At 60.9% G+C, this 23,246-nt stretch carries 25 protein-coding genes; 10 read left to right on the forward strand and 15 right to left on the reverse strand.

Translation table 11 applies throughout. The features are described from left to right. Positions 1–118: 118 nt before the first annotated feature. Positions 119–313 (reverse strand): hypothetical protein, encoded by a 195-nt coding sequence (locus tag CHEJ32_RS25120; protein ID WP_034658645.1) that lies wholly within the window; start codon positions 311–313, stop codon positions 119–121. 128 nt (positions 314–441) lie between these two features. Between CHEJ32_RS25120 and CHEJ32_RS0116810 the strand changes: the two genes are divergently transcribed. From CHEJ32_RS0116810 to CHEJ32_RS0116820, 3 genes are all read left to right on the forward strand, one after another. After that, positions 442–1,341: a LysR family transcriptional regulator gene (locus tag CHEJ32_RS0116810; RefSeq protein ID WP_028034827.1), complete on the forward strand. Its 900-nt coding sequence runs from the start codon at positions 442–444 to the stop codon at positions 1,339–1,341. 82 nt (positions 1,342–1,423) lie between these two features. Further along, positions 1,424–2,341, forward strand: coding sequence for a non-homologous end-joining DNA ligase (ligD, locus tag CHEJ32_RS0116815; RefSeq protein WP_028034828.1), 918 nt, complete (start codon positions 1,424–1,426; stop codon positions 2,339–2,341). An 11-nt stretch (positions 2,342–2,352) separates the two neighbouring features. Next, entirely contained in the window at positions 2,353–3,225 is an 873-nt protein-coding gene (locus CHEJ32_RS0116820) for an alpha/beta fold hydrolase (RefSeq protein WP_034658646.1), read from the forward strand. On the opposite strand, the gene CHEJ32_RS25125 is transcribed toward CHEJ32_RS0116820, so the two are convergent. From CHEJ32_RS25125 to CHEJ32_RS0116845, 5 genes are all read right to left on the reverse strand, one after another. Then, positions 3,208–5,280, reverse strand: a complete 2,073-nt coding sequence (locus tag CHEJ32_RS25125) for an ASKHA domain-containing protein (RefSeq protein ID WP_051469716.1) — start codon at positions 5,278–5,280, stop codon at positions 3,208–3,210. The genes CHEJ32_RS0116820 and CHEJ32_RS25125 overlap by 18 nt on opposite strands. Positions 5,281–5,438: 158 nt before the next feature. Further along, positions 5,439–6,431 (reverse strand): methyltetrahydrofolate cobalamin methyltransferase, encoded by a 993-nt coding sequence (locus CHEJ32_RS0116830; RefSeq protein ID WP_028034830.1) that lies wholly within the window; start codon positions 6,429–6,431, stop codon positions 5,439–5,441. A 114-nt stretch (positions 6,432–6,545) separates the two neighbouring features. Further along, entirely contained in the window at positions 6,546–7,193 is a 648-nt protein-coding gene (locus CHEJ32_RS25130; protein ID WP_034658647.1) for an exopolysaccharide biosynthesis protein, read from the reverse strand. Between the two features lie 79 nt (positions 7,194–7,272). After that, positions 7,273–7,857, reverse strand: coding sequence for a DUF4893 domain-containing protein (locus CHEJ32_RS0116840; protein ID WP_028034831.1), 585 nt, complete (start codon positions 7,855–7,857; stop codon positions 7,273–7,275). Between the two features lie 65 nt (positions 7,858–7,922). Further along, the gene (locus CHEJ32_RS0116845; protein ID WP_028034832.1) at positions 7,923–8,546 is read right to left on the reverse strand and encodes a DUF1638 domain-containing protein; all 624 of its coding nucleotides are present in this window, start codon (positions 8,544–8,546) and stop codon (positions 7,923–7,925) included. A 50-nt stretch (positions 8,547–8,596) separates the two neighbouring features. On the opposite strand from CHEJ32_RS0116845, the gene CHEJ32_RS0116850 reads away from it, so the two are divergent. Then, positions 8,597–8,758, forward strand: a complete 162-nt coding sequence (locus CHEJ32_RS0116850) for an entericidin A/B family lipoprotein (RefSeq protein ID WP_028034833.1) — start codon at positions 8,597–8,599, stop codon at positions 8,756–8,758. 26 nt (positions 8,759–8,784) lie between these two features. On the opposite strand, the gene CHEJ32_RS0116855 is transcribed toward CHEJ32_RS0116850, so the two are convergent. Continuing rightward, entirely contained in the window at positions 8,785–9,477 is a 693-nt protein-coding gene (locus tag CHEJ32_RS0116855; protein ID WP_028034834.1) for a B12-binding domain-containing protein, read from the reverse strand. A gap of 251 nt (positions 9,478–9,728) precedes the next feature. Here CHEJ32_RS0116855 and CHEJ32_RS0116860 point away from each other — a divergent pair, with 251 nt between their 5' ends. The 5 genes from CHEJ32_RS0116860 (at position 9,729) to CHEJ32_RS0116880 (ending at position 13,555) form a co-directional block, all read left to right on the forward strand. Further along, entirely contained in the window at positions 9,729–10,196 is a 468-nt protein-coding gene (locus CHEJ32_RS0116860; RefSeq protein ID WP_028034835.1) for a hypothetical protein, read from the forward strand. Positions 10,197–10,205: 9 nt separating this feature from the next. After that, the gene (locus tag CHEJ32_RS0116865; protein ID WP_028034836.1) at positions 10,206–10,598 is read left to right on the forward strand and encodes a hypothetical protein; all 393 of its coding nucleotides are present in this window, start codon (positions 10,206–10,208) and stop codon (positions 10,596–10,598) included. Continuing rightward, complete coding sequence (locus CHEJ32_RS25135) at positions 10,565–11,047, forward strand: hypothetical protein (RefSeq protein ID WP_034658649.1); 483 nt, start codon at positions 10,565–10,567, stop codon at positions 11,045–11,047. Before CHEJ32_RS0116865 ends, CHEJ32_RS25135 begins: the two co-directional genes overlap by 34 nt. Before the next feature lie 120 nt (positions 11,048–11,167). Next, positions 11,168–12,724: a trimethylamine methyltransferase family protein gene (locus tag CHEJ32_RS0116875; protein WP_028034837.1), complete on the forward strand. Its 1,557-nt coding sequence runs from the start codon at positions 11,168–11,170 to the stop codon at positions 12,722–12,724. Between the two features lie 96 nt (positions 12,725–12,820). Beyond that, positions 12,821–13,555, forward strand: coding sequence for a dienelactone hydrolase family protein (locus tag CHEJ32_RS0116880; RefSeq protein WP_028034838.1), 735 nt, complete (start codon positions 12,821–12,823; stop codon positions 13,553–13,555). Between the two features lie 328 nt (positions 13,556–13,883). Here CHEJ32_RS0116880 and mmsB read toward each other — a convergent pair whose 3' ends face one another. The 7 genes from mmsB to CHEJ32_RS0116915 form a co-directional block, all read right to left on the reverse strand. Next, positions 13,884–14,765: a 3-hydroxyisobutyrate dehydrogenase gene (gene mmsB, locus CHEJ32_RS0116885; RefSeq protein WP_028034839.1), complete on the reverse strand. Its 882-nt coding sequence runs from the start codon at positions 14,763–14,765 to the stop codon at positions 13,884–13,886. A 66-nt stretch (positions 14,766–14,831) separates the two neighbouring features. Beyond that, positions 14,832–15,998, reverse strand: coding sequence for an isobutyryl-CoA dehydrogenase (locus CHEJ32_RS0116890; protein ID WP_028034840.1), 1,167 nt, complete (start codon positions 15,996–15,998; stop codon positions 14,832–14,834). A gap of 104 nt (positions 15,999–16,102) precedes the next feature. Then, complete coding sequence (locus CHEJ32_RS0116895; protein WP_028034841.1) at positions 16,103–16,534, reverse strand: VOC family protein; 432 nt, start codon at positions 16,532–16,534, stop codon at positions 16,103–16,105. Between the two features lie 76 nt (positions 16,535–16,610). After that, the gene (locus tag CHEJ32_RS0116900; protein ID WP_028034842.1) at positions 16,611–18,242 is read right to left on the reverse strand and encodes an ABC transporter ATP-binding protein; all 1,632 of its coding nucleotides are present in this window, start codon (positions 18,240–18,242) and stop codon (positions 16,611–16,613) included. Further along, positions 18,239–19,108 carry an ABC transporter permease gene (locus CHEJ32_RS0116905; RefSeq protein ID WP_028034843.1) on the reverse strand — a complete coding sequence of 290 codons (870 nt, stop codon included), beginning with the start codon at positions 19,106–19,108 and terminating at the stop codon, positions 18,239–18,241. The genes CHEJ32_RS0116900 and CHEJ32_RS0116905 overlap by 4 nt, the downstream gene beginning before the upstream one ends. Next, the gene (locus CHEJ32_RS0116910) at positions 19,105–20,061 is read right to left on the reverse strand and encodes an ABC transporter permease (protein ID WP_028034844.1); all 957 of its coding nucleotides are present in this window, start codon (positions 20,059–20,061) and stop codon (positions 19,105–19,107) included. Before CHEJ32_RS0116910 ends, CHEJ32_RS0116905 begins: the two co-directional genes overlap by 4 nt. Positions 20,062–20,140: 79 nt before the next feature. After that, a complete protein-coding gene (locus CHEJ32_RS0116915; protein ID WP_028034845.1) occupies positions 20,141–21,622 on the reverse strand; it encodes an ABC transporter substrate-binding protein in 1,482 nt (493 codons plus the stop codon). Positions 21,623–21,879: 257 nt separating this feature from the next. Between CHEJ32_RS0116915 and CHEJ32_RS0116920 the strand changes: the two genes are divergently transcribed. Continuing rightward, entirely contained in the window at positions 21,880–22,311 is a 432-nt protein-coding gene (locus tag CHEJ32_RS0116920) for a L,D-transpeptidase (RefSeq protein ID WP_028034846.1), read from the forward strand. A 5-nt stretch (positions 22,312–22,316) separates the two neighbouring features. Here the strand turns inward: CHEJ32_RS0116920 and CHEJ32_RS0116925 are convergent, their stop codons facing one another. Next, complete coding sequence (locus tag CHEJ32_RS0116925; RefSeq protein ID WP_028034847.1) at positions 22,317–23,237, reverse strand: lipid A biosynthesis lauroyl acyltransferase; 921 nt, start codon at positions 23,235–23,237, stop codon at positions 22,317–22,319. Positions 23,238–23,246 lie beyond the last annotated feature (9 nt).

Raw genomic sequence — 23,246 nt, forward strand, 5'->3', positions numbered from 1 at the left:
TGTCGCTGACAGGCAAGGGTTCCTCCGAAAACCCTTGCCTGTCAATGTACTACGATAGGCTGATGGCGAGTTTCGCCGGTTCCGTTCAGACCGGGCATCCTGTCCCTGCGGCTGGGCATCAACGGTACGAATGGGGCTCGAGATCGGGACTGGAGCCATGATGCGTCATCCTCACGGGGATGCCGCTGCTGGGCCATCCGATATCCTTCTGAATCTCGGCCGGAAGATTGCTGATGAAGCGTTCAGTGCGCCGGCGGCGCCAGAGCGCGGCACGACGGCGCATATATGCCGTCAGCGATGCACGAAAAGGCATTATCCTGCTCCTTCTGCTTCGGGCGGATAGTTTCCGTCCTGTTTCCTTGCGTTGACTATGGGGCTGTTTTGGTGTTCAATCAAACGCAATGACTTTATGGTTGAGTTCAATGAAATTGAAGGTTCGCCATGAATGCGCCTCTAAATCATCCACTGCCGCTTTTGGAACTGGACGTCTTGCGGACCTTCGTGGCCATCGCGGAGACGGGCAGCTTCACTGCAGCTTCCAACGCGGTGTTTCGCACTCCCTCCGCCGTTTCCATGCAGATCAAGAAGCTTGAAGAGCAGCTTGGCCGCCCGGTCTTCGTGCGGGACGCACGTTCCGTCGCCCTCACCTCCGATGGCGAGATGCTTTTGAGCTATGCGCGCCGGCTTCTGGCGCTCAATCGCGAAGCGGTCTCCAAATTCGTGATGCCCGACATCAGCGGCGTCGTCAGGCTCGGCTCGCCGGACGATTTCGGTGAACGTGTGCTCCCGAGCGTGCTGAAGCGCTTCGCCCAGACCCATCCGGCCATTGCCGTTGACGTGGTGATCGATCAGAGCGTCAATTTGAGAAAGCGGATGGCCGCACGCCAGCTCGACATCACTTTGATGACCTGCTCGGAAGACCTTGAGTACCAGGGGGTGGAAATCCTTCTTGCCGAGCCGATCGTATGGGCGGGGGCGAGGGGCGGGTGTGCACATATGCGGGAACCGCTTCCCGTTTCGCTCTGGGAGGAGGGTTGTGCCTGGCGCGCCTCTGCGGTGAAGGCGCTCGCCAAATACAGCCGCGAATACCGCATCGCCTATATGAGCGCGCATACGGCCGGACAGCGTGCGGCGATCCTCGCCGATCTGGCGATTGCCCCCTTGCCCAAATCCTTTATCGCGGATGGTCTGGTGGAGCTGGGGCCCAAGGACGGCCTGCCGGAGCTCGGCAATTATCAGATCGGCATGGCCGTAACGCCCGATGCGTCAGCGCCGGTGAAGGCTGCCGCCGACCATATCCGCGCTGCGTTCGACATGTTCAACGAGACCGGCCGGTTCTGAGTTCCGGCTGGAACCTGGCGGGACGGGCCGAATTAAGCTTGGCGTACCCGCACACCTGCGGATGCGTCGCCAGGAGGCCGATATGCAACGCGAACAGCGCGAGACGATCGCCGGTATTTCCTTGTCCCACCCGGACAAGGTGCTCTTTGAAACTCAAGGGCTGACCAAGGCAGATATCGCGAGGCATTATCTGCGTGTGGCGGATCGCATGCTGCCCGGCATAAAAAATCGCCTTGTGAGCCTCGTGCGCTGTCCGGACGGCCCCAGTCAGCAATGCTTCTTCCAGAAGCACGCGGGGAGGGGCTTTCCGGAAGCGGTGAAACGGCAGGAGATCATCGAGAAGGACGGCGACAAGGCCGAATATCTCTATGTCACCGACCTCAAGGGCATCATCGCCGGCGTGCAGATGAACACACTGGAATTCCATATCTGGGGATCGCGGATCGATGCCCTCGAACAGCCCGATCGTCTCGTGTTCGATCTCGACCCGGATGAAGGTCTTGGATTTGCCGATGTCAGACAGGCCTGCTTCGATCTACGGGACCGGCTTGAGGATATAGGGCTCAGAACGCTGCCCCTGGTGACCGGCGGTAAGGGGGTGCATGTGGTTGCGCCGCTTTCGCGTCGCGCCGAATGGCCGGCGGTTAAGGCATTCGCGCGCGCCATTGCCAAGCGGATCGGCGAAGAGGAGCCGGAGCGTTTTCTGGCGGAGGCCTCCAAAGCCAAGCGAAAGGGCCGCATTTTCATCGACTGGCTGAGAAATGAGCGCGGCGCAACAGCGATAGCGCCTTATTCTACACGGGCACGTCCCGGGGCGCCGATCGCCACCCCAATCTCCTGGGCCGAACTTGAAAAACTGGACGCCGCGAACAGCTTCCGGATCCATGATATGGAAGCGCGCATGCAGGAGCCAGATCCCTGGGCCGAAGCCAATGGCTGGCGGCAGGCGATCACGAAATCTATGCTCCAGGAGGTCGGAGCGGATCTCGCCAGTGGCTAAGCGGGCGTGAAATGCCAATCGAACCCTCCTTCTTCGAGGATTTCCAACTCGAGTTCATCGAGTTGCCGGAAGCGCGGCTGCGGGTCCGTCATTACCGCTCAGGCCCACCCGTCCTGCTGCTGCACGGCCACCCTCGCACGCATACGACATGGTGGCGCGTCGCGCCGAAGTTGGCTCTGACTCACACAGTGGTCTGCCCGGACCTGCGCGGCTTCGGCCAATCCTCAAAACCGCTCGATACGCCCGACCACCGCCACTCCTCCAAGCGTGCCAAGGCGGCGGATTGCGTCGCGCTCATGCGCCAACTCGGTTTTGAGCGCTTCGCGGTCGTCGGTCACGACAGGGGCAGCTACACCGCTTTCCGGATGGCAATGGATTTCCCCGATGTAATTTCCAAACTCGTGATCCTCGATGGTGTGCCGATCCTGGAGGCTCTGGAGCGCTGTGATGCGCGCTTTGCCACGGCGTGGTGGCACTGGTTCTTTTTCGCGCAGCCGGAGAAGCCAGAGCGGGCCATTCTCGCCGACTCTGACCGATGGTATCTTGGATCGCCGGAGAGGATGGGGGCGGAGAACCATTCGGATTTCCGTCTCGCCACCCGCGATCCGGATACCGTGCACGGAATGATCGAGGATTACCGGGCGGGGCTTGGAATTGATCGGCAGCACGACGCGGCGGATCGTGCCGCTGGCCGCACGATACAGTGCCCGACGATGGTCCTGTGGTCGCTGCGTGATGATCTCGAACAGCTCTATGGCGATGTCCTCGCGATATGGCGGCCCTGGGCTCCCAATCTCAGCGGGTATGGTATCGAGAGCGGCCATCACATGGCCGAAGAGGCGCCGGACGCGCTCGCGGAGGCGTTGCTACGATTCCTTGCCTGATTGTCCCGTGCAACGCCGGCGCGGCTTCAAAATCTCCGCCTTGCGTCGCGCCCCCCCGCGCGAACGTCGGCGAGGTTCCTCCGAGAGCGCCTTGCACGGCGGAAGCTCCATTTGCTGCCTGAGCTTGGGGAAGGGATCCATCTTGTTGGGCAGCGCCATGGCGTGAACGAAATGCTTCTGGAATTTTGGCTCCAATGCAGTCTCGATCTTCTCGATCCGGCGAACGACCTCCTCGATTTCGCGGCGGAAGCTGCGGTTTAGCAGTGCCATACGCGCTCCGGTGCCGGCCGAGTTGCCAACGGCCGAAACGTTTTTCAACTCGCAATCGGGAATGAGGCCCAGCACCATCGCATATATCGGATCGACGTAGGAGCCGAACGCACCTGCAAGACGGATCGCGTCCACTCTCTCCACCCCCTGCTTCTCCATGAGCAGCTTCGTGCCGGCATAGAGTGCTGCCTTGGCGAGTTGGATCGCGCGCACATCGTTTTGAGTCACCAGGATGCGTGGTTCGCCATCGTGGAGGAGATAGGCAAAGGTCCGGCCCTGGCTAACGATACGCGCGGTGCGTGTAGCAAGCCCGCCATCCACCACACCATCCTCGGAAATGATGCCGGAAAGATACATTTCCGCAATCACCTCTATGATCCCGGAGCCGCAAATGCCGGTTAACCCCGTCGCAGCGATCGCCTCGGCAAAGCCGGGTTCATTCGACCAAAGCTGGGACCCGATGACCTGAAAGCGCGGCTCTAGCGTTGTGCGGTCGATGCGGACGCGTTCGATGGCGCCAGCAGCGGCGCGCTGGCCGGAGGAAATCTCCGCGCCTTCAAAGGCCGGACCCGTGGGGGAGGAGGCAGCTACGAGCCGCTTCCTGTTGCCGAGCACGATTTCGGCATTCGTCCCGATATCGACGATCAGCATCATCTTGTCCTGGCGGTGAGGCCCCTCCGAGAGCGTGACAGCGGCGGCATCGGCGCCCACATGGCCGGCGATGCAGGGCAGCATGTAGATGCGCGCGCCGGAATTGAGGCCAAGATGCAGATCCGCCGCGCGCGCCTTGACCGCGCCGGAGACGGCAAGTGCAAACGGCGCGCCGCCGAGCTCTGTCGGGTCGATACCGAGGAACAGGTGGTGCATGACGGGATTACCGACGAACACCGCGTCGAGAATATCGCTGCGGTTCACCCCTCCCTCCGTCGCCACCCGGTCGACCAGCCTTGAAATCTCCAGCCGCACGGCCTTGGTCATCGCCTGCCGCCCATCCGGGTTCAGCATCACGTAGGAAACGCGGCTCATCAGGTCTTCGCCGAACCGGATCTGGGGGTTCGGCGCCCCCGCTGAAGCCACCACGCGGCCAGAGAGAAGGGAGACCAGATGCATGGCGATGGTCGTTGAGCCGATATCGCAGGCAAGGCCATAGGCCTCGTTCTTCAGCCCCGGCCAGAGCGCGATGATCCGGGCGGCGTCCTCCTCCTCGTCGTGATGAATGGCGACTGTCACCGCCCAATTGCCCTGGCGCAAGGTTTTCTGCACATCACACAGAACATGAAAATCAGCGTCCAGCCGATTATAGCCCCAGTCTTTTCGGATTTGCGCCTTCAGCCGGTCGAGGTCGCCCAGCGGATGGTGCATGTCAGGCTCTTCCACCTCGATATAGCGAAGGTGCACCGCTGGATGCCGCTCAATGACACGGTTGTCCGCGTCCTTCCGAACGATTTGCGCATTGGCTGCTCCCTCCTGGGGCACGTCGATGACCAGATCCCCTTCGATCGTGGCCGAGCAGGAGAGGCGCCTGCCGGGCGCGAGTTCGCGCTTTTCCGCATAGCGCGCCTCCTTGGCACCGACCGGGGAGAGATGCTCCGTTGCAGAGAGGATCTTATGCTTGGCGAAGTGGCCTTCCTGCACCTCGATCTCGCAGCGCCCGCAGGTGGCCCGACCGCCGCAGACGCTTTCCACATAGACCCCTAGCCGTCTTGCCGCTTCCAGTACTGTCGTTCCCCTGGGGAAGCGCCCGCGCTTGCCTGACGGCATGAAGAGGACGAGAGGATCGCTCATCGGTCAGTATTTGGGTGCGAGGGATGGCAGACACAAAAGTTCCCGCAGCCACCGGGTGCCACGAAGGCAAGCTCGAGGGCCAAGAAGGAGGGAAGGCGCATCGGTTCTATATGCCTCTCATCCTGGGTGAGAGCGGAGCGAGCCACGAAGGGAGAGGGTCATGCGGACTCCAAATCGTCGTTTCCCCGACCGAGCCTCGCCCGCCGGGCCTCACGTCCGCCTCGGCGGCGGACGCCTTCCTGACCACCGCCATTCGGGGAGTCCACCACGGATTGGGAGGTCCCAAGCGTGGGCTGGTGGTTGCGGTAGGTCCTTATCCAGGCCTGACAGTTTGGATCGGTCCCGTTCAGTACATTGGCGGCGCGTACTATCTCCATCTCCTGAGGCCGGCAGGGATTCATGATCGCGCTTGTCATGCCCGCACCTATAACCATGGGGATGAAGGCTGCATTGATCCCATGCCGGTGTGGCAGGCCGAAGGAGATGTTGGAAAGGCCACAGGTGGTATTGACCTCAAGTTCCTCGCGGAGCCGGCGCAGCAGCGCAAACACTTGTTTGGCTGCCGTTTCCATCGCGCCGATCGGCATCACCAGAGGATCGACCACGATATCCCGGACCGGGATCCCGTAATCCGCCGCGCGCCGGACGATCCTCTTGGCCACCTCGAAGCGGACGTCCGGATCTTCGGAAATCCCCGTTTCGTCGTTTGAAATTGCGACCACCGGGACATCATATTTCTTAACCAGCGGCAGGATCGTTTCCAGTTTCTCCTCCTCGCCGGTGACCGAGTTTACCAGCGGCCGACCCTTGGCCACTTTCAGCGCTGCCTCGATCGCGGCAGAGACGGAGGAATCGATCGAGAGCGGAACGTCCACGAGTTCCTGCACGATCTGAAGCGTCTGCACGAGAAGGCCCGGTTCCGTGGCGTTGGGATCGACAGCGCTCACGCCGGCATTGATATCCAGCATGGTGGCGCCCGCAGCCACCTGCTCCAGCGCGTCTCTTTCCACGGTCTCGAAATTGCCCGCCACCATCTCGGCTGCAAGCTTCTTTCGCCCGGTGGGATTGATCCGCTCGCCGATGACACAGAAAGGCTGGTCGAACCCGATCACGAGCTCCCGGGTTGCAGAAGCAACGATGGTGCGGGTCATATGCGGCGCTCCTCCATCAAACCCTTCGGGCATAGTTTGGAGAATTGCCGAGGGTTTTGCCGTTGACGCGTTGTTAAGCGACGCGCTCCGCCATCAAAAGCGACGTCGCGAGTGTCAGAAAAGGAAGAAGGCGGCCAGGGCGCCCGCGCTGCCGATGATGATCGCAATCAGTGCGAACGAAAACAGCCCCACCGCGACCGCCGTGCCCAGCAGAAGCCCGTCGCGCTCCGAAAGCGCAAGCCCGAGCAGTGCACATGCGAGAGCCGGTAGCCAGTTGCCGAATGGAATCGGAAGCGTGATCACCGTGGAAAGCAGCAGGGCGAAGAGACCGACCATGCGATCGACCCTTCGATCCGCGAAAGGCCAGTAGCGAGGTCGGATCAACCGCTCCACCCACCGGACCCTGGGGACAAGCCTTTCGCTCATCTGACGGAACTGATCCACGCCCACCGACTTCGTCAGGATCGTGCGCGGCAGCCAGACGGTCTTGCGGCCGAGCACCATCTGCATCGAGACGAGCAGAAGCGGAACACCGAGAACAAGCGTGCTTCCCGGCGGGAGCGGAAGCAGGTTGAGAAGAGCGAAGAAGACAAGCAGCGTCGCGAAGCTGCGGTCGCCGAGGGCGTCCCGCAACTGCTCCATCGTGATCGCGGTCTTTGCGTTCTTAGCGAGATCCTCAAAGATCTGCGATAGGCGCCTTGGCGGCGGACCGGAAAACCGGCGTGCCGTCGCTGTCTCGAGTGCGCTTCCTTCCGCTTTCAACCTGCTCGACTTTCAACCAATTTTACTACAGGGGGCTTGTACCGCGCGGTGCGGTTAAGGCCCGGTCTCATATAGGAACTCAACGCGAGCGGCGAAACTCCAATATATCGAGCTTCGACTCGCGTGCAGGCGCTGGAAACTCGATACGCCAGTGGTCCTGGCCGTCGCGAAACACATAGCCGGCCTGATCCGTTTCGGGCCCGAGGCCGTAACGTGGCGGCGTCTCACCGGCGATGAAGAAGGCGCCGAGATAGATGAGCCGCTTGTCACCATCATCGAAGAAACGTCCCTTGGTTCTCTGCGAGCCCGAGAGCTTTTCCAGGGTCCAACCGGAGCCGTCATCCGTAACGCGGCAGCGAAACCAGTCATAGATGACGAGCGAGGCAAGTCCGCCGGCCTTGATCGTCCGGCATTGCCACTCGCCCACTATGTCAAAACGGTCGAAGGAGAGGGCGGGACGAGATATGATTTGCTTGAAAGTGGCCACGTCGGTGGGCGATCCGCCGGCTTCGGCCTCCGCCACAGCCTCCTGGCGAGTAGTCTCATAGTCTTTTAGCCGAGCGGAGTCGGGCTTCGTGATGATGCGGATGATTTCGCCATCCGCGTGAGCGATGCCGCTTACACTGATCAGAAGAAATGCCAGCAACGAAAATCGAACAAACATCCACACCCTCCGAAAACAATAGGTGCTATAGCAGCAATTCCGGCTCTTTCGTGACTCATCGACACTCAAAGGGATAGAGTGCCGGCCTTGCGCAAGGCTGCCGTCAGATCCCCGTAACCAGTGAAGCGTCGTTCGTAGGAAAGCCCGAGCAGCCGCGCGGCGTTCCGGGCGACCTCCTCCAGGACGGGATCTTCCACCTGGGCCAGATACACGAGTTTCTCGTAATTGCCGAAGAAATCCGTGATCAGTTCGGGATGCCGGTCGATGCCAAGTGGCTTTAGGAAGAACGCCTCGAACTGGCGGCAGAGGAAATCCGTCATATAAAAGGAGGTCATATCCTCCTCGGCTTTTTCCGCGAAACTCGAAAGCCCCTGGTAAAAGCCGAAGCAATGGGGTCCGGCGATGCGGGAGACCGCGTGCTTCTCGCACACTCGGTCGATTTCTCCGCCGGTTCCGCAATCCGCATACCCGACGAAGATATTGCGATAGCCTTCCGCCTGTGCACGGCCGATCGCGGCATCAAGGGCAGGGGGAATGCGATCGGGGTAGTAGTGATATTCGGCGGGCAGGCAGGTGAGTTCCAGGTGTTTGAAGCCGAGGCGCTCGCGCACTGCCAGCACTTCGCGGGCGATCATCCCGCAGGCAATGACCAGAACCTTTTCCGGCTCAGAGCGTTCTATGGCCGTCATTGCGATTGCTTTCACGTCTCACGCGTGGAGCAGAACGGGGAAACAGGATTATGTCTGCCAAGATACTTTCGCGCATCGCAGTTCTCGTTGCCGCTATCTGCCTGACCGCCGGGTGCGCCAATACCATCCGCGGCGTGGGCCAAGACACGGCAAATGCCGTCAACGCCACGCAGAACGCGGGCCAGAATGTGGCGAACGCCGCCGAGAGATAGCCCGTTCACTCGAACGGGAGCGGCGCTCACGCCACGAGATTGTGCTTGCGCCTCATGAGTTCCTTCGCGGTTTCGACCGCAACGGCCGCGTCACGGCAATAGGCGTCCGCTCCCACGGCTTGCCCAAATTCCTCGTTTAGCGGCGCGCCGCCAACGAGGACGATGATTTCGTCCCGGATTCCCTTTTCCTTCAGCGTATCGATGACGACTTTCATATAAGGCATGGTCGTGGTGAGGAGGGCCGACATCCCGATGATGTCGGGCCTGTGTTTTTCGATCGCAGCGAGATAGTTTTCGACCGGGTTGTTGATGCCGAGGTCGATCACTTCGAAGCCGGCGCCTTCCATCATCATGCTGACCAGGTTCTTGCCGATATCGTGGATATCGCCCTTGACCGTACCGATCACCATCTTGCCTTGTTTCGGCGCTCCAGTCTCCGCTAGAAGCGGCCGCAGGATCGCCATGCCGGCCTTCATCGCGTTGGCCGAGAGCAGCACCTCGGGGACGAACAGGATGCCGTCGCGAAAATCCTCGCCCACAATGCGCATGCCCTCGACCAGGGCCTTGGTGAGCACGTCATAGGGTGCCCAGCCGCGTTCGAGCAGGATGCGCGTGCTTTCCTCGATTTCCTCCTTCAGGCCATCATAGAGATCATCGTGCATCTGTAACACAAGCTCGTCATCAGGCAGCTGCGAGAGGATAATTTCATCGTCGGACATGCCTGGCTCCTGCCTGTGCTCCGCTTCCGGTCCTGGTAGATAAGCCTCGTTGCGCGGCGATCCATTGCCCATTTACGACGCAAATGCTGAGCGAAAGCGACCGTGGTCTCACGTCACAGTTGTTGATCACCGCCGTGAGCGATTGACAATCTGGAGTTGCGTTCGCATTAATGAATGCACGCGTTAATTTTTTATTAAGCACGGTTCGTTAGCTCTGAAATTGCGGGGGCAAGTTTCGCCTAGGAGCATATATGAAGAAAGCTTTGCTTGCCGCCGCCTTGCTTGTAACAGCCGCGGCACCTGCCGCCGCTGTTACGGAAACGATGACCTTTAGCGGCACGGTCAATCCAGTGTGCACGATCACCATCGATTCTCCCGGTGTACTGGTACCGGATGCTACTCTGGTGCAGTTGAGCACCAGACAGGTAGGCGGGACCGCTGGTATGGCGACCATCCAGACCACCGGCTCTAGCTTCAACGTTTCCACCACGGCGCCGAGCGCCTTCACGTCTGCTCCCGCCGGAGCCGACGCGAATGTCACCTTCGCCGCCCTGTACAGCGCCACCGGCGCAACGACCCTGAGCGACGTCCCCGGCGCAACCCCTTCGCCGCTTGGTCAGGGCACGACGACCTTGAATGTTAATTTAACGGCCATGAAGTCGAGCGGGACGTTCCCCGACGGCGAATATTCGGCCGATCTCGTCGTCACCTGCGAATAGGAGCGGGGCATGAGACCGGGCCTGCTGCTCCGGGTGATCGTGCTGGTGGTTGCCTGTGTAGGACAGGCGGGCGCGCAATCGATGTCTCCGATGCGCGGCACCGTCACCAGCTTCACCGACGAGTTTGCCGTCCGCGTCTTTCCGAAGAATCCGTACCGCCGTCCAGTGGAAGTGGCGGTACGGGTCTATGATGAGAAGTTCCGGCCGGTGGAAGCGCGGATATCACCTCCATCGATGATGCTGGCCGCCGGAGCATCGCGCCCTGTCGTCGTCGTCGTCGGCTTCGGGGAGGAGAATGTACGGCGCGTTCGCGTCTGCACTGAAAGTGTTCCCTTTCCCGAAGGCAAAACAAGGATCAGAGCGCAGATATGTGGACGCTTCCTGGCGCGCCGCGTGCGGTGAGCATGGCGATTCTGGCGGTCTTTCTGCTGCAAGGTCGTGCAATGGCGGACGACTACATCATCAACCAGAACCAGACCGGCATTGCCTTGCCGGGGGTTGCCCTGCCGAACGGGTATGACGAGGTCAGGGCCGCCGACGGAACCGTGTGCCGCTCCGCGGTAAGCGGATCGGGGGCCTATATCGATTCAGGGCTGATCGGCGGGGGGCTCAACAGCAACAATCGAAACACGATATCGGCTTACGGCCGGGTGGTCATTCCACTCGGTACAAAGCCTGACAGGCTCAATTGCGACCATCTCTATCAGCTCGAATTGGAACGGCTGCGATTTGAGGTGCAAATGCTGAAACGCGGACTGGACCCTCGGCTGAACCAGCCGTCGACCTCCGACGAGGAGTGGGCAACGGAAGGTTGGTCCGCGGCGGGCAAGACCGTCGGCCTGCCGAAATAGTTGCATGTGAAAGCCTCCGCTCTCGTTGCGACATGGCTTGGCGCTCGCGGAACGGCCGGTTCCGCGCGGACAGATAGGATGATGCCCACGGCATTGACCAGGGAGCGCAAGGGTTGAGCCATGGACCAGGAGCCTGGAGGTGAGGCGAGGCGCACACGCGGCGGAGGTGGAGCGGCTGCCCGACGTGCAGCCCGCGCCGGTGGCGCGCTAGGGCCGCAACTCAGTTATATCCGCCGAAAACTGCCGAATTACGAAGTCCTTGGCGAGGAGGGGCTTGCGCTAATCGAAGCCAATGCCGACTCGGTGCTCGAGGAGATCGGCATCGAGTTTCGCGGCGACGCCGAGGCGCTGAGTCTTTGGAGAGAGGTTGGGGCCGATGTTACGGGAGAGCGCGTGCGCTTCCCCAAAGGCCTCTGCCAAAGCCTGTTGCGAACGGCGCCTTCGATATTCACCCAACATGCCCGCAATCCTGAGCGTTCGGTGAAGATCGGCGGCGACGCCACTGTCTTCGCACCGGTTTACGGACCGCCCTTCGTGCGGGACCTGGATGGCAGCCGCCGTTATGCAACGGTGGAAGATTTCCGCAATCTCGTTAAGCTGTCCTATCTGGCACCGGCGATCCATCACTCCGGCGGCACGGTTTGCGAACCGGTGGACGTACCGGTCAATAAGCGCCATCTCGACATGGTCTATGCGCATATGCGCTTCTCAGACAAGCCATTCATGGGTTCTGTGACTGCGCCCGAGCGGGCGGAGGATACGGTGGCGATGGCGAAGATCCTCTTCGGAGAGGATTTCGTAGAGGAAAACACGGTCATCATCAGCCTGATCAATGCGAACTCGCCGATGGTCTTCGACGAGACCATGCTGGGCGCTGCCAAGGTCTATGCGCGTCACAACCAGGCGACGATCATCACCCCCTTCATCCTGGCAGGAGCCATGAGCCCGGTGACCGTGGCGGGTACGCTGACGCAGGTACTCGCGGAAGTCCTTGCCGGAGCGGCTTTCACACAGCTCGTGCGTCCGGGGGCGCCCGTTGTCTTCGGCACCTTCGCGTCGTCCATCTCCATGCAATCGGGGGCGCCGACCTTCGGAACGCCGGAGCCCTCGCTCGTCTCATATGGTGCGGCGCAATTGGCTCGCCGCCTGGGCCTGCCATTCCGCACGGGCGGTTCGCTGACCGCCTCGAAAGTCTGCGATGCACAGGCAGCTTATGAGAGTGCCAACACGCTCAATTCCACGATGCTTGCGGGCACGAATTTTGTTTTGCATGCGGCTGGCTGGCTGGAAGGCGGGCTCGTCTCTTCCTACGAGAAATTCGTGATGGATGCGGATCAGCTCGGAATGCAGCAACGCTTCGCCGAGGGAATTGACCTCTCCGAAAACGGCCAGGCCATGGATGCGATCCGGGAGGTGGGTCCGGGCAGCCATTATCTTGGCTGTGCTCACACCCAGGCCAACTTCCAGACTGCCTTCTATCGCTCCTCGGTGGCCGACAACAATTCTTTCGAGCAATGGCTGGCGGAGGGGGAGAAGACAGCCCACCAGCGCGCCAATCAGCTTGCCCGGCAGTGGCTGGAATCATATCAGGCTCCGCCGCTGGACGAGGCAGTAGACGATGCTTTGCGGGACTTTATCGCCCGCAAGAAAGCCTCGATGCCTGACGCTTTTGCATGAGGTGAGCCCTGTTCTGCCGGGGGACTGGCAATAATTGCCTGGATATAGGAAAAAACCTCCAAGGCTTGGCGCGGCCTTTTTCGGAGGTGTGAGGGAATGGCAAAAGAAGAAATCGAGATCAAGACCTCGGAAGGTACGGCCAAGGCCGGTCTATTTATGCCGGAGGCCGGCGCTTCTCGGGCCGGCGTGATCCTTTATATGGATGCATTCGGATTGCGGCCCGCGCTCGACGTGATGGCGCAGCGCATCTGCCGCGAGGGTTACACGGTGCTCGTGCCGGATCTCTTCTATCGTTTCGGGCAGTATGGGCCCTATGATGCGAGGACCGCATTCCAGAACGAAGCATCCGCCAAAGAAATCAGACATATGATTGCCGAGACGACGCAGGAGATGACGCAGCGCGATACGGGCGCCTTTCTAGCCGCACTCGATCAGGGCGGTGCCAGCGGCCCGATTGCCACGGTCGGATACTGCATGGGAGGAGCGCGTGCCCTCAATGCCGCTGCTGCCTATCCCGGCCGCATCTTGGCGGCTGCAAGCTTCCATGGCGGAAACCTCGCATCGGACACTTCCGACAGTCCTCATCTCAAAGCCGCATCCATCAAGGCTCGCGTATATGTGGGCATGGCCGGCGTCGACCGCTCGTTCCCACCGGAACAATCCACCCGCTTTGCTGACGCCTTCCGGGCGGCGGAAGTGGATTTCGCCATGGAGAACTATGTGGGCATGCAGCATGGCTGGGCCGTGCCTGACCACAGCGTCTTCGATGAAGCCGGTGCCGAGCGGCACTGGCGGCGGCTTCTCTGCTTGCTTTCGGAGACGCTTCGGTAGCCGAAAAACCCGCTCCGGGTCGCGGATGCGCTGCGGTTACCAATCGCAGGAGCGACACTGCTTCGCTCATGCTCCAGTGATGTTAGAAAAACAAAACCGCGTTCTCCAGGCAGGAAAAACGCGGTCTTCTACACTCTACTCTGTCGGCCCCGGCGATACTCATACACCTGCGGGGCCTGCCGCTCCGGTACGCGAGACCTGATCCGGAGCCGGGGAGGCTTCAATGTCCGCCTCGTGTTCTGTTTTAGCGGGACATCGTTACCGGGAGGTTAGCAAGTGCTTGCAGATTCCTTAATTCGGGATTTTTTCCTTCCATCCGCGCAGTTGTTCAGTCCGCTCCGCGGAGAAGATTTATGATGCCGGAAAAATCCTTCATTCCCTGGCCTATGGCATTGAAAAGCGCGTAGAGCTGGGCTGCCTCGGCTCCAAGCGGTGTCACTGCGCCGGCGGCTTGCGCGGCTTCCTGGGCAAGCCGCAGATCCTTCAGCATCAGGCTCGCCGCAAAGCCAGGCTGGTAATCTCTGTTGGCGGGAGAGGTTGGAACGGGGCCCGGCACCGGGCAATAGGTGGTAAGGGACCAACACTGGCCCGACGAGGTGGAAGCGACATCGAAGAGCGCTTGGTGCGAAAGTCCGAGCTTCTCCGCAAGGACAAATGCTTCGCCGACCGCAATCATCGAGATGCCGAGGATCATATTGTTGCAGATCTTCGCTGCCTGACCGGCACCTCCACGGCCACAATGGACGATACGGCCCGCCATCGGCTTCAGGATGGGCTCGGCCCTGGCAAAGGCTTCATCCTTTCCGCCCGCCATGAAGGTCAAAGTGCCGGCCTCCGCTCCGACCACCCCGCCAGAAACCGGCGCATCGATGGAAAAGAGCCCATGCTCACCGGCAATCATGTGCGCCTTTCGGGCGGATTCGACATCGATGGTCGATGAATCGATGAAGAGCGTGCCAGCAGCGGCCTTCGGCACAATATCCTCGTAAACCGAGAGCACATGCTTTCCGGCGGGCAACATGGTGATCACCACCTCCGCCCCTTGGATTGCCGCTTCGGCACTTGCGGTTTTGCCCACCCCGTTCTGCTCGGCACGGGAAAGGTTCTCGGGCAGAAGGTCGAATCCGTGCACGTCATGTCCGGCTTTCACCAAATTGGCGGCCATAGGATTGCCCATGTTTCCCAAGCCGATAAAGGCGATCTTGGTCATGTTCTCCTCCGGAACCAAACGGCAGGATCAAGGCAATGAAGCAACCGACCCTGCTGCCCTGTTGCCCTACTGCCTGCCTATCAGATGCCGTGCGATGATGATGCGCATGATTTCATTGGTACCCTCAAGGATCTGGTGGACGCGCAGGTCACGCACGAGTTTCTCGATCCCATAATCGTGGAGGTAGCCGTAACCGCCATGAAGCTGGAGCGCCTCGTTGGCCACCTCGAAACAGGTATCCGTCACGAAGCGTTTGGCCATGGCTGACCATTTCGTCGCGTCGGCGCTCCTGGCGTCGAGCTTCGCAGCAGCGCTGTAGAGCAGTTGACGCGCAGCCGCCAGGTTCGTCTCCATGTCGGCGAATTTGAATTGTAGTGCCTGGAACTGGTTTATCGGCCGTTCGAAAGCCTGGCGCTCGGCGGCATAGGCAAGCGCCTTCTCGTGGGCTGCCTGCGCTCCGCCGAGTGAGCAGGCCGCGATGTTCAGCCTGCCACCATCGAGGCCGGCCATCGCTATTGGAAAACCGCCGCCTTCGCGGCCCAACAGATTTTGCACGGAAACCCGGCAATTCTCGAAGATCACCTGGCGGGTCGGCTGCATCAGCCAGCCCATCTTCTTCTCCAGAGGCCCGAAAGAGAGGCCGGGCGCATCCTTCGGCACGATCAGCGCGGAGATCCCCCGGGGACCGCCTTCGCCTGTCCTGACCATGACGATATAGAGGTCCGAGACGCCCGCACCCGAGATGAACTGCTTCGTACCGTTCAGGATATAGTGATCGCCGCTCCGCTCGGCCTTGGTCTTCAGCGCCGCCGCATCCGAGCCCGAACCCGGTTCGGTCAGACAGTAGCTGGCGAGCCATTCCATGGAGGTGAGCTTCGGCAGAAAATCGCGACGTTGCGGATCGTTGCCGAATGTGTCGATCATCCACGCGGCCATGTTGTGGATGGAGATGAAGGAGGAGAAGCCGGGGCAGGCGGCTGCCAGGGCCTCGAAGATCAGCACGGCATCGAGCCGTTTAAGGGCCGAACCGCCATGCTCTTCGGAGCAATAAATGCCGCCAAAGCCGAGCGGGCCGGTTTGCCGGATGATGTCGACCGGAAAATAATGTCTCAGGTCCCAGTCAAGGGCGAATGGTGCGACGTGTTTCGCAGCAAAACTCCGCGCCATCTCCTGAACGGCGCGCTGATCCCCGTTGAGTTCGAAAGGTCCGCCTTCCTCCTCTGCGGCTTCCATCGTCTCCTCCCGACAAGCACCCCCTGATGGCAGTCTAATTCATTGGAGCGCCGGAGCAACAGGGCGCCTTGAGCCGAGCTTTCCCGGGGCCGAATGATGGGAACTCAGTTCCCGCTTTCCTCGTGCGCCTTGGGCCAGTACGTGCCGACGGACCAGACATTGCCCTCGGGATCGCGGCAGATGAATTCCCTGCTGCCATAGTCCCGGTCGGTGAGGCCCTCGAGAATTTCCGCGCCCGCCTTCACCGCGCGAGCATAGACCAGGTCGGCGTCCTCGACTGCGATATAGACGGATTTCCCGCCATTCTGCCCGGGCTCGCCGACCATTGAGCCGTAGTCATCATCCTTCGCCTGGCCGAGCATGATCATGGAGGAGCCAAGCGCGAGTTCGGCATGGGCGACCTCGGTTCCTTCTCCATAACGCGCGTGGACGGAAAAACCGAACACGTCAACAAGCCAGTCGATCATGGCGACGGGATTGCGATAGCGGAAGGTAGGGAAGACGCGTGGCGGCTGGATCGAGAAGGATTTGCTCATCTTGCATTCCTATCTTGCTGCGAATGGCCTGCTTGCCCATGCCCCAAGACAATCTGCACACGGGCGCGCGAGGTTTTCAATCCCTCGTGGCTCGCGCCACGGCTTTCTCCAGGCTCATCTTCAGGTTGGGAGCAGCGGCGACAAGCGCCTTGGCTGCATCGCTTTTCGGATTTCCGAGAACGACTTCCGTCGGCCCTGTTTCGACGATTTCCCCCTCATGCATTACCATGGTGGTATCGGTGATCGCGCGGGCCACCGTAAGGTCGTGTGTGATGAAAAGATAGGCGACCCCCAAACTGTCGCTCAGGTCTGCCAAGAGATCGAGGATCTGCGCCCGGATGGAAACATCGAGGGCAGAAACAGGTTCATCGGCAATGATGAGCTTCGGACGGGTAATGATGGCGCGTGCAATGGCGAGACGCTGACGCTGCCCGCCTGAAAATTCGTGCGGATATTTGTCCATATCCGCGGGCGAAAGGCCCACTTGTTCGAGCACCTCTGCCACCAGGTCGCGCCGGCGTCTTGCATCCGGTCTTTGGTTCAGAAGGTGAAGCGGTTCGGCGACGAGCCTCTCTGCCCTGTGTCGCGGGTCGAAGGAGCCGTAGGGATCCTGGAAGACGACCTGCATCTCCCGCCGTAGGGGCCGTAACGCTTCTTCGCTGACGCCGCAGATCTCCTCGCCCTGGAAGCGAATGGAGCCCGAACTTGGCGGGTCCAGCGCCAGGATCATGCGGGCAAGCGTCGATTTCCCGCAGCCGGAGCGACCGACAAGCGCGGTCTTCTGGCCGGCTGCCAGTGAAAAGGAAACGCCATTCACGGCGCGGAACATGGTTTCTCGCCCAAAGACACGGCTGCGGCGCAAGGAATAATTGCGCGTGAGGTCTCGCACCTCCAGGAGCGGCTCCGACACGGGCGAGGGCTCCAGGCCTCGCGCTCGTGCCGGAACATGCGTCGAGGCCTCAGCGAGCTGTCGGGTGAAGGGGTGGGCTTGCTCCGAGAGGATCCGGGAGGTCTCGCCGGTTTCCATCACGGTTCCGTGGCGGACAATGGTGAGCCGGTCCGCCATCTCCGCCACGACGGCAAGGTCGTGGGAGATGAGGAGCATGCTCATGCCGTTCTCCTCCACCAGACCGCGCAGAAGCGTCAGGATCTGCTTTTGCAGCACGACATCGAGTGCGGTCGTAGGCTCGTCTGCGATCAGAAGCTTTGGTTTCAACGCGCAGGCGATCGCGATGACGACGCGCTGGCGTTGTCCGCCGGAAAGCTCGTGCGGGTAGCGGGTGAGGGGGAATTTTTGCTCCGGGAGCCCTACGCGTTCCAGCATGAGACGCGCTCTCGCCTCCGCATCGGGCCGGTTTGCACCGGTGTGCCAGCGGATTCCTTCCGCCACCTGCTCACCGATCGTCTTGACGGGGTTAAGTGCCGTCATGGGCTCCTGGAACACCATGCCGATCTCCCTGCCACGCAGCCTGCACATGGCGGCCTCGGGAGCGGCAAGGATATCGACCCCGTCAAACAGCGCTCGGCCGTCGACCCTCGCCCCGTCCGGCAGGAGCTTCATGAGCGTAAGAGCCGTCATGGATTTGCCGGAACCGGATTCACCCACGAGCCCCATCACCTCGCCGGGCGCGATCGACAGGTCGATGCTCTTCAGGATCGGGGTGGGGCCGATCGAAAGTGTCAAATCCTCGATTGCGAGCAGGCTCATCGCTCGCGCCTCAATTTCGGGTCGAGGACGTCCCGCAGACCGTCTCCGAGCAGGTTGAGACCGAGCACTGTGATAACGATGGCGAGGCCGGGAAAAAGCGCGAGATGCGGCGCTATGGCTATGCGCGTTTGCGCGTCGAAGAGCATCCTTCCCCAGGACGGCATGGGCGGTTGGGCTCCAAGGCCGAGGTAAGACAACCCCGCTTCCGCCAGAATGCCCAACGCGAACTGGATCGTGCCCTGAACCAGAAGCAAGCCTGCGATATTTGGCAGGATATGCTCGATGGTGATCAGCACCTTTCCCTTGCCCGCCGCACGTGCCGCAAGGATGAACTCACGGGGCCAGAGCGCCAGGGCGCCAGCACGCGCCACGCGCGCGAAGACGGGGATATTGAAGATGCCGATGGCGATGATCGCGTTTATCGCCCCTGGACCGAAAATCGCAGTGATCATCACCGCTGAGAGCAGGGAAGGGAAGGCGAACACCACATCATTGGCGCGCATCAGCACCTCGTCCACCCAGCCACCGCGCGCAGCAGCCCAGGTGCCGAGCGGAACACCGATGCCCATGCCGATAGCCACGGCCACGACCGCAACTGCAATCGAGTTGCGCGCGCCGATCATGATCATGGAAAGGATGTCGCGGCCCATGTGATCGGTACCCAACGGGTGCTCTGCGGATAATCCCAGCAGCCGGTTTGCGACCGCAAGCCGGGTGATGTCGTAGGGCGTCCAGAAGAGGGAGATGAGCGCCATCAGGATCACAAGACTGGCGATCGAGAGTCCGACAAGGAAGGAGCGGTTGGCGAGCGCTCTGCGCAGCCATCGCTCGCGGTGCGCAGGCGCGAGAACCGGATCGAGGCTCATCGGCCGTCTCGCAGGCGCGGATCGACCACTGCATAGCAGATATCGACCATTAGATTGATGAGGATCACGCTCGCCACGAGCAGCATCACAACGCCTTGCACGACAATCAGATCACGCTGGCTGATCGCCTGAAAGATGAGACGTCCCAATCCAGGCAGGTAGAACACGTTTTCGATGATGATGGTGCCGGCAAGAAGGAAGGCGAATTGCAGCCCCATAATCGTGAGAACCGGGATCAGCGCGTTGCGCAGGGCATGCCGCCAGAGCACGATGCGCTGCGGCAGGCCCTTCGCTCGAGCGGTTCGGATGAAATCCTCGCCCATGACCTCCACGACGGCCGAGCGTGTCACGCGGGCCAGAATTGCAGCCTGGGGGAGAGCGAGCGAGACCGCCGGCAGGACGAGAGCCTGAAATGCCTGCCCATGAGAGCTCCAGGTTTCGCCCCAGCCCGGAAAGCCGCCAGCCGGAACGAGCCTGAAGCCAACCGCAAAAACATAGACGAGGAGGAGTGCGAACCAGAAATTGGGTATCGCCACGCCAAACTGCGCCAGTCCCATGGCCACCGTATCCGCTGGCCGGCCACGTCTCGCCGCCGCAAATACCCCGACAGGAATGGCAATGATCGTAGAGAGGGTGAGAGCCATCAGGGCCAGCGGCAGAGAGACGGCCAGCCGCTCCTCGACGAGATCGATCACCGGCGAGGAATAAGTGAGCGAGCGGCCGAAATCCCCCGTGACCATTCCGTAAAGCCATTCGAGATAACGGACGACGACCGGTTGGTCGAGGCCCATCTGGGTGCGCAGCGTCTCTATTGCTTCGGGGCTTGCATTCAGGCCGAGCATCAGGCGCGCCGGATCTCCCGGCAGGATCTCAAGAACTGCAAACACCACGAGCGACGCCAGCAAGAGAGTGGCAACGGCGCTCGCAAGGCGATGCAGGAGGTAGGGGATCATCGAACCAGCCTTGTCCTAGACCGAGCTAGCCGGCAGGGCAGAGGGGGTGACAGAAAGCACAAAGCTTTACGAGCTCGATTCAATCCACCCAATGCGCGCTGGTCAGGTCATTGGCCTGGATGGGCATATTCTCCCACATACCCTCGATCTTGGCGTCCCACACCCCGATTTTCGGAAGCTGGAAGAGGAACACGTTTGCTGCATCATCCGCGATGATCCGCTGCGCCTGGCTGTAGAGCTCCTTGCGCTTTTCAGGATCCGCTGTGGCATCAAGCTCCGTCATGACCGCTTTGAACTCCGGGCTCTTGTAATCGAAATAGTAGTCGTCACGGGCGTAGATGTTGATGTCGTCAGGCTCGGTATGGGAGATGATGGTTAGATCATAGTCCTTGTTGGTGAAGACCTGTTCCAGCCACTGCGCCCATTCCATCGGTACGATTTCGAGGTTGATGCCCACTTCACGCAGTTGCGACGCGATGATCTCGCCGCCGAGACGGGCATAGGGCGGCGGCGGCAGCTTCAAGGTGGCGGAGAAGCCATCCGGATATCCCGCTTCGGCCAGAAGGGCCTTGGCCCTTTCGACATCGTAAGGGTAGGTCGCGGTAAGGTCCACATAAGCGGGATTGGCCGGCGAGAAGTGCGAGCCGATAGGCACGCCATACCCATTGGTCGCCCCCAAGATCACTTCGTCGCGGTTGACGGCATGGGAGATCGCCTGGCGGATTTTCAGGTCGTCAAAGGGCTTCTTGCCATTGTTTATCGCAAGGATGGTCTCGCCCTCCGTCGCGCCGATCACCACCTTGAAGCGCAGATCCGCTTCGATCTGAGCCAGTGCATCGCCGGCCTGAAGATTCGGGAAGGCCTGGACGTCTCCTGATAGTAGCGCCGTCACCGCTGCGGCCGCATCGGGGATAAAGCGGAACTCGGCTCGATCGAGTCCTGCGGGCTCACCCCAATAATCCGCGTTTTTCACGATGGTGACGGATGATCCCCGTGCCCAGTTCTCGAACTTGAACGGGCCCGTTCCGATCGGTTTCTCCTTGTTTCCATCTGCCGATTCCGGAGCGACGATGACTGCATCCCCCCAGGCCATATTGTAGAGAAAGGATCCCTGCGGCTGCTTGAGGGTGATTTTTAAGGAAACGGGGTCCAGGACTTCGATTGAATCGATCGCGGAGAAGAGCACCTTCTGGGCATTGGTCGAATCCTCGGCCATGGCGCGTTCCAGAGAGAATTTCACGTCGGCGGCATCGAAAACCGTCCCGTCGTGAAATTTGACGCCTCCGCGGAGCTTGAACGTGTAGGTTCTGCCGTCGTCCGAAATGTCCCAATCTTCCGCAAGAGCGGGAAGGATATCGCCGCCGGGGCCGATCCGGGTAAGCCCTTCGTAGATATTGGCGTAGACGATCTCGTCGATTGCCGCGGCGGCTCCCGCCGTGGGGTCGAGATGCGGCGGTTCCAGCACCACGCCAAGCACGAGGTCTGTCCGTGAACTCAAGGCTGCGGAAGCCGAAACGGCCAGCATCGCGGCCGCTCCCACCAATCGTGCAAACATTCTCATCCGGTCACTCCCCGCTTCGGCATCCAGTTCGGGTGCATGTTTTGCGACGATTAGAGACTGAATCCAAGAGGCAGTAAATTGCGCTTTGTTTGGGAGGGCCCTGACGGCGGATGATGCGCCGAAGCTCCGGTCCTTCCAGCTGCTATCGGGTAAGGCTGCTCGGTAGAGTTCATCAGTTGAAATTAGAGGGACGGTAAAACTTCCAGATGTATCCCTCGCGAATCGTTGACGGCCATGCTGCGAGGAGAGAGGGCGAGATGAGAAAGCTGCTCGGGAGTATCATTGTGGCGGTCTCGCTTTCCGCTTGCTTCTCCGCGGAGGCCGCCGCAGCCGGCCTGGAGGCCTGGGTGAGTATCTCCAAGCAGATCATGGTGGTGAAATCGGGCGATCGGGTTCTTTATCAGTGGCCGGTTTCCACTGCGCGAAAGGGGTATGTGACCCCGCGCGGGCGCTGGAAACCGACGCGCATGCATCGCATGTGGCGCTCGCGCAAATACGACATGTCCCCGATGCCCTTTTCGATCTTCTACCACAAGGGCTACGCAGTGCACGGTACGTATGCGGTGAAGTCGCTCGGCCGCCCGGCCTCTCATGGCTGTGTGCGGTTGCACCCCGACAACGCAGCCCGGCTCTATTCGCTCGTTCAGAAGGTCGGGCCGGCCAACACGGTTATCGTCGTCACCGACTGAGAAGGCTATCGGATCTGCCAGCGCTTGTGGAACCACATCCACTGGCCAGGGTCGGCCCTTACCCATTCCTCGACGACATCGTTCAGAAGCTGCGCGGTTTGTTGGACGTCGATCTCTCCCTTTTGGTCTCGCGGCAACGTCAGCTTGTCCCCGATCTCCAGGCGGAACCGTCCCCCCGGCAAACGGATGCAGCGGGCTGGATACACTTCGCAGTCATAGTGGCGCGCAAGCTTTGGCACGAGCGGGCTGGTCAGGCATTCCCGACCGAAAAAACTGGTACGCACGCCGCCAGTGAACTTCTGGTCCACAAGCGCGCCGATATTGCCTCCCTCATCAAGGACGCGTGCCAGCTGGAGCGCGGCACCTGTCCGTGAAGCAAGCAGTCCGCCCATGGAGGAGCGCCGCGTCTTGTAGATGTAGTCGGCGATATAGGGGTTGTTCGGCGGGCGGAATAGCGAAGTAAGCTGGAGGCCGAACGTCGCAGCCGCGATTGGCAGGAACTCGAAATTTCCAAGATGGGCGGTGAAAAAGATATGCGGCCGCTTGTCTTCGCGCAGCCTCAGGAAAATGTCGATGCCAGAGACTTCGACCCGGCCGGGGTTCGGCCTATCCGGATCGAAATCGAAGAGCTTGTCGAGGAACACATATTCCACCGCAAGTCGCGCCATGTTGGCCCACATGTCGGAGGCGATCGCCTCGATCTCGGCATCCGACTTTTCGGGATAGGCACGACGAAGATTGTTGAGCGCCACTCGATGCCGGCCAATCAACGGTCCGATTCGCCGTGCGACGCGCTCTGCGAAATCGAGGGACGCGTCCGGCGGAAGAAGCCTCAGGAGCCGGAGAATGGCGAGCGCCACCTGGGCGGTCAGCCAATGCTCCAAGGTTTTGAGCCTGCGGCTGAACTTTCGGAGGAAGCGCTTCATGGCAGCGGG

The organism is Chelativorans sp. J32, assembly GCF_000518985.1.
Classification (GTDB): Bacteria; Pseudomonadota; Alphaproteobacteria; order Rhizobiales; family Rhizobiaceae; genus Chelativorans.

Bases quoted from the DNA above. Each gene is read 5' to 3' on its own strand.
- CHEJ32_RS25125 (WP_051469716.1), bottom strand. From the start codon at position 5,280: ATGAGCGATCCTCTCGTCCTCTTCATGCCGTCAGGCAAGCGCGGGCGC.
- CHEJ32_RS0116905 (WP_028034843.1), bottom strand. From the start codon at position 19,108: ATGAGCCTCGATCCGGTTCTCGCGCCTGCGCACCGCGAGCGATGGCTG.
- CHEJ32_RS0116860 (WP_028034835.1), top strand. From the start codon at position 9,729: ATGAAGAAAGCTTTGCTTGCCGCCGCCTTGCTTGTAACAGCCGCGGCA.
- CHEJ32_RS0116910 (WP_028034844.1), bottom strand. From the start codon at position 20,061: ATGATCCCCTACCTCCTGCATCGCCTTGCGAGCGCCGTTGCCACTCTC.
- CHEJ32_RS0116855 (WP_028034834.1), bottom strand. From the start codon at position 9,477: ATGTCCGACGATGAAATTATCCTCTCGCAGCTGCCTGATGACGAGCTT.
- CHEJ32_RS0116920 (WP_028034846.1), top strand. From the start codon at position 21,880: ATGAGAAAGCTGCTCGGGAGTATCATTGTGGCGGTCTCGCTTTCCGCT.
- CHEJ32_RS0116810 (WP_028034827.1), top strand. From the start codon at position 442: ATGAATGCGCCTCTAAATCATCCACTGCCGCTTTTGGAACTGGACGTC.
- mmsB (WP_028034839.1), bottom strand. From the start codon at position 14,765: ATGACCAAGATCGCCTTTATCGGCTTGGGAAACATGGGCAATCCTATG.
- CHEJ32_RS0116845 (WP_028034832.1), bottom strand. From the start codon at position 8,546: ATGACGGCCATAGAACGCTCTGAGCCGGAAAAGGTTCTGGTCATTGCC.
- CHEJ32_RS0116830 (WP_028034830.1), bottom strand. From the start codon at position 6,431: ATGACCCGCACCATCGTTGCTTCTGCAACCCGGGAGCTCGTGATCGGG.
- CHEJ32_RS0116880 (WP_028034838.1), top strand. From the start codon at position 12,821: ATGGCAAAAGAAGAAATCGAGATCAAGACCTCGGAAGGTACGGCCAAG.
- CHEJ32_RS0116915 (WP_028034845.1), bottom strand. From the start codon at position 21,622: ATGAGAATGTTTGCACGATTGGTGGGAGCGGCCGCGATGCTGGCCGTT.
- CHEJ32_RS25120 (WP_034658645.1), bottom strand. From the start codon at position 313: ATGCCTTTTCGTGCATCGCTGACGGCATATATGCGCCGTCGTGCCGCG.
- CHEJ32_RS0116890 (WP_028034840.1), bottom strand. From the start codon at position 15,998: ATGGAAGCCGCAGAGGAGGAAGGCGGACCTTTCGAACTCAACGGGGAT.
- CHEJ32_RS0116865 (WP_028034836.1), top strand. From the start codon at position 10,206: ATGAGACCGGGCCTGCTGCTCCGGGTGATCGTGCTGGTGGTTGCCTGT.
- CHEJ32_RS0116875 (WP_028034837.1), top strand. From the start codon at position 11,168: ATGGACCAGGAGCCTGGAGGTGAGGCGAGGCGCACACGCGGCGGAGGT.
- CHEJ32_RS0116895 (WP_028034841.1), bottom strand. From the start codon at position 16,534: ATGAGCAAATCCTTCTCGATCCAGCCGCCACGCGTCTTCCCTACCTTC.
- CHEJ32_RS0116900 (WP_028034842.1), bottom strand. From the start codon at position 18,242: ATGAGCCTGCTCGCAATCGAGGATTTGACACTTTCGATCGGCCCCACC.
- CHEJ32_RS0116840 (WP_028034831.1), bottom strand. From the start codon at position 7,857: ATGTTTGTTCGATTTTCGTTGCTGGCATTTCTTCTGATCAGTGTAAGC.
- CHEJ32_RS25135 (WP_034658649.1), top strand. From the start codon at position 10,565: ATGTGGACGCTTCCTGGCGCGCCGCGTGCGGTGAGCATGGCGATTCTG.
- CHEJ32_RS0116820 (WP_034658646.1), top strand. From the start codon at position 2,353: ATGCCAATCGAACCCTCCTTCTTCGAGGATTTCCAACTCGAGTTCATC.
- CHEJ32_RS0116925 (WP_028034847.1), bottom strand. From the start codon at position 23,237: ATGAAGCGCTTCCTCCGAAAGTTCAGCCGCAGGCTCAAAACCTTGGAG.
- CHEJ32_RS0116850 (WP_028034833.1), top strand. From the start codon at position 8,597: ATGTCTGCCAAGATACTTTCGCGCATCGCAGTTCTCGTTGCCGCTATC.
- ligD (WP_028034828.1), top strand. From the start codon at position 1,424: ATGCAACGCGAACAGCGCGAGACGATCGCCGGTATTTCCTTGTCCCAC.